We start from the raw sequence: 12,853 nt of genomic DNA, 5'->3' as shown, positions 1-12,853 counted from the left end.
TTTGCCTTGAAGCTAAATTTTTGCGTAAATTTTAATTTAAATGGTTTTTAGTCTTTTTAGTCTAAATGAGATCAATGAGCTAAAACGGCTTTAAATTGCTAGTTAAACTAAAAAGCGTTATAATTAGCTTAGATAAGTTTATCTAATTATAAGGATGTGAGTGCAGCAATGAACATCAAATTAAATGGTGATTACATGACATTAACGCAAGCTTTAAAAGAAGCAGGCGTCATCGCCACCGGCGGTCAAGCTAAATGGTACTTACAGGAAAACACAATTTTCTTAAATGGTGAACCAGAAAATCGGCGGGGGAAAAAGCTCTATGCTGGTGATCAACTCCAATTACCAAATGGAGCTCAGTTAACCATTAACTAATGCAATTACAACAATTAGTTCTGAAAAATTTTCGCAATTATCAGCAATTAGCTTTGTCCTTTGGTCAAAATTTAAATATCTTTATTGGCCAAAATGCTCAGGGCAAGACCAATTTATTGGAAGCTATCTCGGTGTTAGCTTTGGTACGCTCACATCGAACGAATAATAATCAGGAATTGATTCGTTGGGGTTGTGACTTTAGTAAGTTGCATGCGGTGGTGCAAAAAAATAGTGGTCGTTTAACTTTAGATTTGATTTTAAGTGCTGCTGGTAAAAAGGCGAGTTTAAATCATTTAGAGCAAAAGAAATTGTCCCAATATGTTGGTCAATTAAATATTATTTTATTTGCGCCAGAAGATTTAACCTTAGTCAAAGGTGCTCCCGGAAAAAGGCGGCATTTTTTAAATATGGAAATTGGTCAAATTAACGCTCCGTATTTAAGTAACAGTTCGAAATATCGGCAAGTTTTAAAGCAGCGGAACCTTTATTTAAAGCAATTACGTTCGAAAAAAGCGCATGATCAAGTATACTTAGAAGTTCTTTCTGATCAATTAGCAGGTTTTGGTGCAGAACTAATTTATGAGCGCCAGCAATTTTTTGAGCAAATTCAGCAATTTTTGTTACCGATTCATCAACAAATCACGCAACAACAAGAAAATTTGCAACTGAAATATTTGCCAGCAGGAGTTCAACAAATTACGACGGTCGAACAAGTTTATCAAGAACTATTGCACCAATTGCAAAAAAACCAAGATCATGATATTTGGTTAGGTTCAACCACTACGGGGCCCCATCATGATGATTTTCAATTTTTGATTAATGATAAGGATTTGCAGAAGTTTGGGTCACAAGGACAACAGCGGAGCGCGGTCTTAAGTCTGAAGTTAGCAGAAATTGAATTGTTTAACCAACAGGTTGGCGAATATCCAATCTTGTTATTGGATGATGTTTTGTCAGAATTAGACCAAGTGCGGCAGACCCAATTATTAAAGGTAATTCAAGATCGCATTCAAACTTTTATTACAACCACAAGTTTAGATGGGGTTGATTTAACTAAAATTGATCATCCGAAAATCTTTCAAATAAAAGCTGGAGGGATAGTATGAGTGATAAAGATTCAAACAAGCAGGAGAGCTTGGCGCAAAGAGCCAAGGAATATGATGCCAGTCAAATCCAAGTTTTATCCGGCTTAGAAGCTGTTAGAAAACGGCCGGGGATGTACATTGGCTCAACGAGTGTGCAAGGATTGCATCATTTAGTTTGGGAAATTATTGATAACGGCATTGATGAAGCGTTAGCTGGTTTTGCCACCGAAATTAATGTGGAAGTAGAACCGGATAACAGTATCACGGTCATTGATGATGGTCGGGGGATTCCGGTAGACATTCAACAAAAAACGGGTAAACCCGCTTTGGAAACGGTCTTTAATGTGTTACACGCTGGTGGTAAATTTGGCGGTGGCGGTTATAAAGTCTCGGGTGGTTTGCACGGGGTTGGCGCTTCAGTAGTCAATGCATTAAGTACGCATTTAGATGTTGAAGTGCACCGCAATGGCCAACGCTATTACATGGACTTTGAACGGGGCAAAGTGAAAACGCCAATGAAAGTTTTGGGGTCCATCACTGATGATCGCCCACATGGTACTAAAGTGCATTTTGCACCCGATCCCGACATTTTTACCGAAACGACGGTTTATGATGATCACACCTTAGTGACCCGGATTCGCGAATTAGCCTTTTTGAATAAAGGTTTGAAAATTACGTTTACGGATAAACGGCAAGACACGGCGGAAAAGCTCGAATTCCACTATGAAGGTGGCATTAAGAGTTACGTTGAGTATTTGAACGAAAATAAAGATGTCATTTTTGAAGAACCAATTTATGTCGAAGGCGTTCAAGACGGGATTACTGTGGAGGTTGCTTTACAATATACGGATGATTATCATTCGAATTTAATGACCTTCGCTAACAATATCCATACTTATGAAGGCGGCACACACGAAGCTGGGTTTAAAGCTGCTTTAACCCGGGTGATTAATGATTATGGTCACCGAAATAATTTACTCAAAGACAACGAAAAATTGTCCGGTGATGATGTGCGCGAAGGTATGACAGCCGTGGTCAGTATTAAACATCCAGATCCACAATTTGAAGGCCAAACTAAAACCAAATTGGGCAATTCTGATGCCCGCACAGTTACCGATCGGACTTTTGCTGATCATTTTAATAAGTTTTTGTTGGAACATCCTGCTCAAGCGCGGCAAATTATTGATAAAGGAATGTTGGCTTCCAGAGCTCGAGTAGCAGCCAAACGGGCACGTGAAGTAACGCGGAAAAAATCCGGTTTGGAAATTAGTAATCTGCCCGGTAAATTAGCAGACAATACTAGTAAAGATCCAGAAATTTCTGAATTATTTATTGTTGAGGGAGATTCCGCCGGCGGTTCTGCTAAAGAGGGGCGCTCACGCTTAACGCAAGCAATCTTGCCAATTCGCGGTAAAATTTTAAATGTCGAAAAAGCTTCAATGGATCGGATTTTAGCGAATGATGAAATTCGCACCTTGTTTACAGCGATGGGCACGGGTTTTGGCAATGATTTTGATGTTACCAAAGCGCGCTATCATAAATTAATTATCATGACGGATGCCGATGTTGATGGTGCCCATATTCGGACCTTATTGTTGACGCTGTTGTATCGTTATATGCGTCCAATTTTGGAAGCCGGCTATGTTTATATTGCTAAGCCACCGCTATATCAAGTCCGCCAAGGTAAAATGTCGCGTTATATTGATTCGGATGAAGAATTAAAAGATTTTATGGTAACTTTACAGCCGAGTCCTAAGCCCGTCATTCAACGGTATAAAGGTCTAGGCGAAATGGATGCTGATCAACTCTGGGAGACGACGATGAATCCCGAAAATCGGCGCTTGGATCGAGTGGCTAGTTCTGATGCAGCTGATGCCGATCGAGTTTTTTCAATGTTGATGGGTAATAAAGTCGAACCGCGGCGAGAATTTATTGAACAAAATGCGCAATATGCAGAGTTAGATTTTTAATTGAGGGAGCTGATAGTGCATGGCAGAAACTGATGATCGCCGTATTCAAACGGTTGACCTATCCAAAACAATGCGGAGTTCGTTTTTAGACTACGCAATGAGTGTCATTGTGGCCCGGGCGTTGCCTGATGTCCGTGATGGCTTGAAACCCGTTCACCGGCGAATTCTATATGGAATGAATGAATTAGGTGTTACGCCGGACAAGCCTTATAAAAAATCCGCCCGGATTGTGGGGGATGTGATGGGAAAGTATCATCCCCATGGTGATTCCGCGATTTATGAGTCGATGGTGCGGATGGCACAAAAATTTAGTTATCGTTATTTGTTAGTGGACGGACATGGTAACTTTGGTTCCGTCGATGGCGATTCTGCGGCCGCAATGCGGTACACCGAAGCAAAAATGAGTAAAATTGCGACCGAAATGTTGCGTGACATTAATAAAGACACCATTGATTTTCAGGAAAATTATGATGGAACTGAACGCGAACCGGTGGTTTTGCCAGCACGCTTTCCGAACTTATTAGTCAATGGTGCGACGGGGATTGCTGTCGGGATGACAACTAATATTCCACCCCACAATCTGACTGAGGTTATTAATGGTATTCACATGTTGATGAAAAATCCGGATGTGACTACTGCTGAGTTGATGCAGGCCATTCCGGGACCCGATTTTCCTACTGGCGGTGTGGTAATGGGTAAGTCGGGGATTCGGCATGCCTATGAAACGGGTCGTGGAAATATTGTTTTACGGGCCAAAGTAGAAATTGAAACGCTAAAAAATGGTCGGGAACGATTAATTATCACTGAATTACCCTACATGGTTAATAAAGCTAAGTTAATTGAACGGATAGCTGAATTGGCACGGGATCACCGAATTGAGGGAATTACTAACTTGATCGATGAATCAGATCGCACAGGTATGCGGGTGACGATTGATATTCGTCGCGACATGAGTGCTAATGTTGTTTTAAACAATTTATATAAGATGACCGCCTTACAAACTTCATTTGGTTTTAATATGGTTGCCATCGTTAAAGGTGCGCCGCAAGTCTTATCGTTAAAAGAGATTTTGCAATATTATTTAAAACATCAAGAACAAGTTATTCGTCGGCGTACCCAATTTGAACTCAAGAAAGCGCAAAATCGCGCACATATTTTAGATGGTTTACGCATTGCGTTAGATCATATTGATGCGGTGATTGAAGTGATCCGCAGTTCTAAAACGGCGGAAATTGCGAAAAGCACTTTGATTACCCAATTTTCTTTGTCTGATAAACAAGCTCAGGCAATTTTAGATATGCGTTTGGTCCGTTTGACTGGCTTAGAACGAGACAAAATTGAAAATGAGTATCAAGATTTGATGACCAAAATTGCTGATTATCAAGATATTTTAGCGAAACCTGAGCGGATTGACGAAATAATTTATCAAGAATTACTGGAAATTCAAAGTAAATATGGTGATGCCCGCCGCACGGAATTATTAGTCGGCGAAGTATTAAGTATTGAAGATGAAGATTTAATTGAAGAAGAAAATGTCTTAATTGTTTTGACTCATAGTGGTTACATCAAGCGGTTGCCCGCCGACGAATTTAAAGTACAAAATCGTGGTGGTCGCGGCATTAAAGGGATGGGCGTCAATGATGATGATTTCATTGAACAATTAATTTATACATCGACGCATGATGTCTTACTCTTCTTCACTGATGCCGGCAAGATTTATCGTTCGAAAGCTTACGAAATTCCTGAATATGGGCGTAGTGCTAAAGGAATTCCGATTATTAATTTACTAGGAATTGATAACGGTGAACAAATTCAGACGGTGGTTCATTTAAAGAAGGATGCTTCTAGTGCGGATCATTATTTATTCTTTGTCACTAAACAAGGAACCGTGAAACGTACAGCTTTAGATGAATTTCAAAATATTCGCAAAAATGGTTTGCGAGCAATTACTTTAAAAGATAATGACTCGTTAGATAATGTAATGCTAACCAATGGTCAGAATAATATTTTGATTGGCACGCATTTAGGCTATGCTGTTGCTTTTGAAGAGAATGCAGTGCGGATCATGGGTCGCACGGCCGCAGGCGTACGGGGTATTCGCTTACGAGAAGAAGATTACGTAGTTGGTTCAGCCATTTTAGCTGAGCAAAGTGATGTATTGGTCATCTCGGAAAATGGTTATGGTAAAAAAACACCGGCCACAGAATATCCAATCAAAGGGCGCGGTGGCAAAGGAATTAAGACTTCGAATGTGACGGCTAAAAATGGTCCGCTAGCAGGAATTACGACCGTTGCTGGAACTGAAGACATGATGGTGGTAACCAATCAAGGCGTCATGATTCGGTTTGCAGTTAATAATGTTTCACAAACCGGCCGGGCCACTTTAGGTGTGCGGTTAATTAAATTGGATGATGGCGCCAAGGTTTCGACAATGACGAAGGTAGATCCTGAACCGGAAGTCACCGAAACTCAGCCAGATTCAGAAAACTAAAAATTCTTAAAGTTTTTAACGTAATCTAAAAGTGCAAGGCGCTTGGAACGTTAAAAACTTTTTTGGTAGTATTTTTTGGTAAATGATGGTAGAATACTATTCTGTGAGTATTACACTTTAAGATAGTTAATACTCCTTGAGAATAATCTATTTATTCTCCATTAGTCCATAAGGAGGTAAAATAATGGCTCAAACACATTATGAAATCACTTATATCATCAAACCGGATATTTCTGAAGAAGATAAGAAGGCCTTGATTGAACGCTTTGATAAGGTTCTCAAAGACAACGGTGCTGATGTATTAGATTCAAAAGATTGGCAAAAACGGCGTTTGGCTTACGAAATTGGTGGTTACAATGAAGGTACTTACCATATCGTTAATGTTAATGCCCAAGACCAAGCAGCGATCAATGAATTTGACCGGTTATCAAAAATTGATGACAGCATCTTACGTCATATGATTATCAAGCGCGAAGATTAATCTGTTGGAGACAGTCAAAAAGGAGACAGGAGTATGATTAATCGTAGTGTATTAGTTGGTCGTTTGACCCGTGACCCTGATTTGCGGTATACAGCTGCAGGAACAGCCGTTGCTACTTTTACCGTTGCTGTTAATCGGCAATTCACCAATTCGAATGGTGAACGGGAAGCTGATTTTATTAATTGTGTGATTTGGCGTAAATCAGCGGAAAATTTTGCTAATTTTACGCATAAGGGCTCATTAGTTGGTATTGATGGGCGCATTCAAACTCGCAATTATGAGAATCAACAAGGACAGCGGGTTTACGTGACCGAAGTTGTAGTGGAGAATTTTGCACTGCTAGAACCGAAATCGGCGAACCACAATAATGGAAATCAAAATCAAACGGTTGAAAATAATACGACTCCTGGACCAAGCAACTCTAATAATAATTTTAATAATTCCAATAATAGAGCTGCCAATAATTCTGCTCCATCAATGGATGAAGATCCATTTGCGGATAATACGCAGTCGATTGATATTTCAGATGATGATTTACCGTTTTAAATTTTGTGAATAATTGAAAGGAGCGTTCAACATGGCACAACAACGTCGTGGTGGCCGTCGTCGCCGGAAGGTTGACTTTATTGCCGCTAACCATATTGAATATATTGATTACAAAGATACAGATTTGCTGAAACGTTTTATTTCGGAACGAGGCAAGATTTTACCTCGTCGAGTAACGGGAACAAGCGCCAAGAATCAACGCCGTTTAACAATTGCGATTAAACGTGCACGAGTAATGGGCTTATTACCATTTGTTGCTGAAGATTAATAAGCTTCAATCCCAAAGAAGTCTACTCAAGGTAGGCTTCTTTTTTAATGTAAACAGTATGTTAAAATATAGCTAAATTCTAGTTACAAGAGGGTAAGTATGAAAAAAAAGAGCGTAGCTAAGAATAGTTTATTAGCTATTAGTCAGCCACTACGTTGGGGGTTAATTGTCGTAGTGGTTTTGGCTTTAATTTTAGTTAGTTTAATTTTTGGAATTAGTCCAGTTTTAGGTTTATTGGTCTTTATTATTTTTACGTTAATTGTCGCCATTGGTTCTTATTTATTACGCAAGTTTGTGGTGCAAACTAATAAATATCTATACGATTTATCATTTCGTGAAAATCGGGGCAAACAAGAAGCTTTGATTAATATTCCCATTGGGATGTTACTGTATGATAACGACAAACAGCGCACGATTGAATGGGTGAATCCTAATTTACAGCGCCATTTTGTTGATAAGGATTTACTAGGACGTAGTTTAAATCAAGTTAATCCAGAATTAATTCAACTGGTCGAAAAAAATGAACAGCAGCAACAAGCTGCGACGTTATTAACTATTGGTCAAACTCAATTTCAAACTTTTGTGCAACCAAATTTTCGCGTAATTTATTTTTTGGATGTTACGCAGTATGTAGCTATTAAGCAAAAGTATGAAGATGAAAAAATTTCGATTGGGCAAGTGTTTATTGATAATTATGATGAGCTTGTGCAAACCATGGCTGATCGGGATCGCTCAGATTTGAATAGTTATTTAACTAATCAATTAACTGATTGGGCTAATCAAAATGAAATGTATTTAAAACGCGTGGCCAGTGACCGTTTTATTGTGGTGGGCTATGTGAATGCGCTAAAGGCCCTGGAAGCTAATAGTTTTTCAATTTTAGATCAAATTCGTAAGACTACTTCGCAGCAAAATGTGCCGTTAACTTTAAGTATTGGCTTTGCCTATGGTAAAGATAACTTGGCCCAACTAGCGTTAGATGCGCAAAAAAATATTGATTTGGCCTTGGGTCGAGGTGGCGATCAAGCAGTTGTACGTGAGGCGGACGAACCAGCACGCTTTTATGGCGGCAACACCAATCCGATGGAAAAAAGGACGCGTGTCCGGGCACGGATGATTAGCCAAGCCTTAAGAGAGTTATTTAACCAAGTTGATGTTATTTATGTGATGGGGCACCAACAACCTGATATGGATTCTTTAGGTGCCTGTTTAGGCATTCATCGAATTGCACAAATGAATAATAAAACTTGTAAAATTGTGATTGATGCTAACGGAGCGCACACAGATGTTGCACGTTTATTGCAATGGATTGAGCAAGACCAGCATTTATCAAATGATTTAATTACGCCACAACAGGCGTTAGATCAGGCTAATGCGCAAAGTATGTTGATTATGGTCGACTTATCCAAACCATCACGTTCCGCTAGCCCAGAATTGGCGGCGAAGTTAGCCGATCAAACGGTAGTGATTGATCATCATCGGCGTGGTGAAGAATTTCCTGCTAATCCATTACTGGCCTACATTGAGCCTTATGCTTCCTCGGCTAGTGAATTGGTAACTGAAATGATTGAATACCAACCACAAAGTCAACAGTCTTTATCTAAACTAGAAGCGACGGCCATGCTAGCTGGCATTTTTGTCGATACACATTCCTTTTCTTTACGTTCAGGAACACGGACGTTTGATGCGGCCAGTTATTTACGCTCAGTAGGGGCTGACAGCACGAAAATGCAAAATTTGCTGAAAGAAAATGTGTCATCCTATATCCAAAGGAACCATTTAATTGATACCGTACAAATGGTGACGCCGCAAATTGCCATTTGCACGGGTGAAGAAGATCAAGTTTATGATTCCGTGATTGCGGCACAGGCAGCCGATACTTTATTGACCTTATCAAAAATTGATGCTTCATTTGTGATTACCAAAAGGTCCGATGCCAAAGTAGCAATTTCAGCGCGAAGCTTAGGTGACTTTAATGTGCAAGTCATTATGGAAGAAATGGGTGGTGGCGGTCATTTATCCAATGCGGCAACGCAATTAGCTGATTATACAATTGCTCAGGCTAAGAAAGAATTGATTGCAATTATCCAACAAAAAGTAGAAGATAAACCTAAGCAAGCAGACAATAACTAGGAGGCATGAAAAGATGCGTGTAATTTTCACACAAGATGTTCGCGGTAAGGGTCGACGTGGCGAAGTCAAAGAAGTCGCTGATGGCTACGCGCGCAACTTCTTAATTAAAAACGGTAAAGCTCAAGTCGCCACTGCTAAGGCCATCAGTGAATTGAATGGTAAAAAGCAAGCTGAACAACGAGAAAAAGATGAAGAACAAGCTAGTGCTCAAATGATTAAGACCGTTTTAGAAAAAGATGAAACGGTGGTTGAACTACAATCGAAAGCCGGCAGTGATGGTCGGTTATTTGGGTCAATTCCCAGTAAACAAATTGCGCAAGCTTTAAAACAACAGTACCAAATTGAAATTGATAAGCGCAAAATTGAATTGGCCGAGCCGATTAAAGTTTTAGGTTATATGAATGTACCAGTGAAATTGTATCCAGGGATTGAAGCTTCCATACGGGTGCATGTCAGTGAAAAGTAATATTATTGTTGTAATGTAAATTACAGTATTAGTTGCAGAATTTTTTGAGAAAAATTATAAAGAAACTAGGTTCTTGTGAATTCTAGTTTTTTTAATAGCTCAAAGATGTAAGGGCTTGCAGATTGTGAAGCAATTATCTTGTGAAATACTTGACAAATTCGTGAAAACGTTATAAACCATATGTAGATAGTTTTTAGTTTTGATTAAACTAAAATTTTATCGATTTTGGGAGAAAGAAAGTGATGATGGAACCAATTTATTGTTTAGGTCTCTTAGACAATAAGTGCGATAAATTTTAAGAATAGGTGATGTGAAAATGAAACCAGAAGATAAGAAGCCAAAAGCTGCACCATTATTGATTCAAATGTTAATTTATGCAGCAATTTTGTTTGTATCACAGTGGATTTCTAATATGATGCCAAAATCATTCCCTGTACCAACGCCGGTTATTGGCTTGATTTTGTTATATTTATTATTGACTTGTCATATTATCAAATTAGAGTGGGTTGATTCCTTTGGAAGTGCCATGATTGGTTTAATTGCCTTTTTGTTTGTACCATCCGGAATTTCTCTAGCTGCTAATTTGAACATTATGGCAAATGAAGGTGTCCAATTAGTTATCGTCATTATTTTATCAACAATCGTTTTGTTGGTAGTAACGGCTTATACAACAAGATTGTTATTATGGATCAGTAAAAAGATCAAACATACTGATACAGATACACAAGAACAAGTAGGAGGAGAGAACAAATGATGGCAGAGTTATTATCGAATCCCTTATTTGGTATCTTACTTTCATTGGGAGTTTTTGAAATTGGGCAATACTTATTTAATTTGACTCATGGCTTTTTCTTATTTCAACCGTTGTTTGTAGCGATGGTTTTGGGAATTTTTCTAATTTTCTTGTTAGGAAAAGGCATGGGAATGACGACTGCAGCAGCTTATACGAAATTCTATAAGCCTGGTGGGGATCTAATCTTCTGGTTCTTAACACCTGCCACAATTGCTTTTGCAATTCCGCTTTATAAACGTAATGATGTGTTTAAGAAGAATTGGCTAGTTATTTTATTGAGTTTGTTAATTGGTACCTTTATTTCCTTATTTGTTATTTTGGGAATTTCCAAACTCTTGGGACTCAGTCGGGTCGGCACAGCTTCCATGATGAGTCAATCAGCTACGACTGCGATTGCTTTACCATTGTCAACAGCTATTGGTGGCAACACTGCTGTTACTGCGATGGCATGTATCCTGAACGCCGTTATCATTTATGCTTTAGGTAAATGGTTAGTTAAGTGGTTCAGATTGGAAAGCGACCCCATCGGTGCTGGTTTAGGTATGGGTACTGCTGGACATACCGTTGGTTCTGCTTTTGCCTTGAAATTAGGTTCTGTTCAAGGTGCGATGGCCGCTGTTTCGGTTGTTATCATTGGTATTGTTGATAATATTGCAGTGCCACTGTTTGCACAAATGATGCATCTGTAAACACTAGTTTATAATTTAAATGATAAAACCTTTTCTAGTTAGTTAATTTAAACGTTGGTAACTAGGAAAGGTTTTTTTGTTTACTTTCGATGGTATTTAATGTTATTTTGAATATTTTAAAACATATATTATCCCTATATTATCCGTGGTAAAATTGTAACTAGATATGAGGTTAATTCATGAACGATACAACAATGCAGAGAATTCCACCTAATAATAAAGAGGCTGAACAATCAGTCCTAGGATCGATTCTATTACGTCCAGAAAAAATTGTTGATGCGGCTGAATATTTGACGACTGAGTCTTTCTATTATCATGCGCATCAGTTAATTTTTGCTGTCATGTTGGAATTAAATGAAGCAGACCAGGCAATTGATGTCGTGACTGTTAAAAATCAACTTGAAGCTAAAAATCAGTTAGCAGATATTGGCGGCGTTAATTATTTAGGGGATTTGGCAACAACCGTCCCCACCGCCGCCAATATTGTTTATTATGCCAAAATTGTGGCTGATAAAGCCGTATTACGGCAGTTGATTAATACGGCAACTGATATTGTGGCCCAAAGTTTTGATGAGCAAGATACTGATGTGGCGAACGTCTTGGACAATGCCGAGCGAGCTATTATGGAAGTCGGCGAAAGCCAGAATAATAACGGCTTTAAAAAATTAGCCGATGTTTTAAATGATACGATTGAAAATATTGACCAGTTAGCTCAAGAAGATTCACAAGTGACGGGGTTAGCTACCGGATACAGTGAATTAGATAGTATGACTGCTGGTTTACATGCTGATGAATTAACTATTTTGGCTGCCCGTCCTGGCGTCGGCAAAACGGCTTTTGCACTCAACGTCGCGGAAAATGTGGCAGTTCATAGTCAGCAAACGGTGGCCATTTTTAGTTTGGAAATGGGAGCTGACCAATTAGCTAGCCGGTTATTATGTGCTCAAGGGAGCATTGATGCGAATCATTTGCGCACCGGAACGTTGAACGATGACGAATGGCAAAATTTAATTGTGGCCATGGGTATTTTGTCCAAAACCGATATTTATATTGACGATACTCCAGGAATTAAGATGGCAGAAATTCGAGCTAAGTGTCGCCGCCTGGTCAAAGAGACGGGAAATATTGGTTTAATTATTATTGATTATTTACAGCTAATTGAAGGAACTGGTCAAGAGAATCGGCAACAAGAAGTTTCGACGATTTCACGACAATTAAAAAAACTAGCGAAAGAATTACATGTACCAGTTATTGCTTTATCACAACTATCACGGGGGGTAGAGCAACGACAAGATAAGCGACCAGTTTTATCAGATATTCGTGAATCTGGTTCCATTGAACAAGATGCGGATGTGGTCGCCTTCCTGTATCGTGATGATTATTATAACGATGGTGCTGATGACGAGGAAGGTAGTGAAGCTAGTGATGATACTAACGCTGGTGAAGTGGAAGTGATCATTGGCAAAAATCGCTCCGGTCCGCGTGGTACAGTGAAATTATTATTTGTGAAATCATATAATAAGTTTGCTGCAATTTCACCACTGACAGAAGGTTAA

General features: G+C 39.1%; 12 protein-coding genes. All 12 read left to right on the top strand.

What is annotated here, in order from left to right; genetic code table 11:
• The first annotated feature begins 168 nt into the window (after positions 1-168).
• The 12 genes from yaaA (at position 169) to dnaB (ending at position 12,853) form a co-directional block, all read left to right on the top strand.
• Positions 169-375: a S4 domain-containing protein YaaA gene (gene yaaA, locus AC3B6B_RS01200; protein ID WP_489756888.1), complete on the top strand. Its 207-nt coding sequence runs from the start codon at positions 169-171 to the stop codon at positions 373-375.
• Entirely contained in the window at positions 375-1,481 is a 1,107-nt protein-coding gene (gene recF, locus AC3B6B_RS01195) for a DNA replication/repair protein RecF (RefSeq protein ID WP_489756887.1), read from the top strand. The genes yaaA and recF overlap by 1 nt, the downstream gene beginning before the upstream one ends.
• Entirely contained in the window at positions 1,478-3,430 is a 1,953-nt protein-coding gene (gene gyrB / locus AC3B6B_RS01190) for a DNA topoisomerase (ATP-hydrolyzing) subunit B (RefSeq protein ID WP_489756886.1), read from the top strand. The genes recF and gyrB overlap by 4 nt, the downstream gene beginning before the upstream one ends.
• 19 nt (positions 3,431-3,449) lie before the next feature.
• Complete coding sequence (gene gyrA, locus AC3B6B_RS01185) at positions 3,450-5,921, top strand: DNA gyrase subunit A (RefSeq protein WP_489756885.1); 2,472 nt, start codon at positions 3,450-3,452, stop codon at positions 5,919-5,921.
• Between the two features lie 184 nt (positions 5,922-6,105).
• On the top strand, positions 6,106-6,402 hold the full coding sequence (gene rpsF, locus AC3B6B_RS01180) for a 30S ribosomal protein S6 (RefSeq protein ID WP_489756884.1): 297 nt from the start codon (positions 6,106-6,108) through the stop codon (positions 6,400-6,402).
• 33 nt (positions 6,403-6,435) lie between these two features.
• Positions 6,436-6,948, top strand: a complete 513-nt coding sequence (ssb, locus tag AC3B6B_RS01175) for a single-stranded DNA-binding protein (protein WP_489756883.1) — start codon at positions 6,436-6,438, stop codon at positions 6,946-6,948.
• A 31-nt stretch (positions 6,949-6,979) separates the two neighbouring features.
• The gene (gene rpsR / locus AC3B6B_RS01170) at positions 6,980-7,216 is read left to right on the top strand and encodes a 30S ribosomal protein S18 (protein WP_489754979.1); all 237 of its coding nucleotides are present in this window, start codon (positions 6,980-6,982) and stop codon (positions 7,214-7,216) included.
• 99 nt (positions 7,217-7,315) lie between these two features.
• Positions 7,316-9,349 carry a DHH family phosphoesterase gene (locus tag AC3B6B_RS01165; protein ID WP_489756882.1) on the top strand — a complete coding sequence of 678 codons (2,034 nt, stop codon included), beginning with the start codon at positions 7,316-7,318 and terminating at the stop codon, positions 9,347-9,349.
• Between the two features lie 13 nt (positions 9,350-9,362).
• Positions 9,363-9,815 (top strand): 50S ribosomal protein L9, encoded by a 453-nt coding sequence (rplI, locus tag AC3B6B_RS01160; protein WP_489756881.1) that lies wholly within the window; start codon positions 9,363-9,365, stop codon positions 9,813-9,815.
• Positions 9,816-10,131: 316 nt separating this feature from the next.
• Positions 10,132-10,569 carry a CidA/LrgA family protein gene (locus AC3B6B_RS01155; protein ID WP_489756880.1) on the top strand — a complete coding sequence of 146 codons (438 nt, stop codon included), beginning with the start codon at positions 10,132-10,134 and terminating at the stop codon, positions 10,567-10,569.
• A complete protein-coding gene (locus AC3B6B_RS01150; RefSeq protein WP_489757696.1) occupies positions 10,569-11,297 on the top strand; it encodes an LrgB family protein in 729 nt (242 codons plus the stop codon). The genes AC3B6B_RS01155 and AC3B6B_RS01150 overlap by 1 nt, the downstream gene beginning before the upstream one ends.
• Before the next feature lie 179 nt (positions 11,298-11,476).
• Complete coding sequence (dnaB, locus tag AC3B6B_RS01145; protein WP_489756879.1) at positions 11,477-12,853, top strand: replicative DNA helicase; 1,377 nt, start codon at positions 11,477-11,479, stop codon at positions 12,851-12,853.

The organism is Bombilactobacillus sp. ESL1197 (genome assembly GCF_058107145.1).
The sequence above is the reverse complement of the archived record's forward strand: the minus strand, read 5'-3'. Positions and strand labels throughout refer to the sequence as shown.

Excerpts from the sequence above, each read along its gene's own strand:
- yaaA (WP_489756888.1), top strand. The coding sequence starts at position 169 with ATGAACATCAAATTAAATGGTGATTACATGACATTAACGCAAGCTTTA.
- recF (WP_489756887.1), top strand. The coding sequence starts at position 375 with ATGCAATTACAACAATTAGTTCTGAAAAATTTTCGCAATTATCAGCAA.
- gyrB (WP_489756886.1), top strand. The coding sequence starts at position 1,478 with ATGAGTGATAAAGATTCAAACAAGCAGGAGAGCTTGGCGCAAAGAGCC.
- gyrA (WP_489756885.1), top strand. The coding sequence starts at position 3,450 with ATGGCAGAAACTGATGATCGCCGTATTCAAACGGTTGACCTATCCAAA.
- rpsF (WP_489756884.1), top strand. The coding sequence starts at position 6,106 with ATGGCTCAAACACATTATGAAATCACTTATATCATCAAACCGGATATT.
- ssb (WP_489756883.1), top strand. The coding sequence starts at position 6,436 with ATGATTAATCGTAGTGTATTAGTTGGTCGTTTGACCCGTGACCCTGAT.
- rpsR (WP_489754979.1), top strand. The coding sequence starts at position 6,980 with ATGGCACAACAACGTCGTGGTGGCCGTCGTCGCCGGAAGGTTGACTTT.
- AC3B6B_RS01165 (WP_489756882.1), top strand. The coding sequence starts at position 7,316 with ATGAAAAAAAAGAGCGTAGCTAAGAATAGTTTATTAGCTATTAGTCAG.
- rplI (WP_489756881.1), top strand. The coding sequence starts at position 9,363 with ATGCGTGTAATTTTCACACAAGATGTTCGCGGTAAGGGTCGACGTGGC.
- AC3B6B_RS01155 (WP_489756880.1), top strand. The coding sequence starts at position 10,132 with ATGAAACCAGAAGATAAGAAGCCAAAAGCTGCACCATTATTGATTCAA.
- AC3B6B_RS01150 (WP_489757696.1), top strand. The coding sequence starts at position 10,569 with ATGGCAGAGTTATTATCGAATCCCTTATTTGGTATCTTACTTTCATTG.
- dnaB (WP_489756879.1), top strand. The coding sequence starts at position 11,477 with ATGAACGATACAACAATGCAGAGAATTCCACCTAATAATAAAGAGGCT.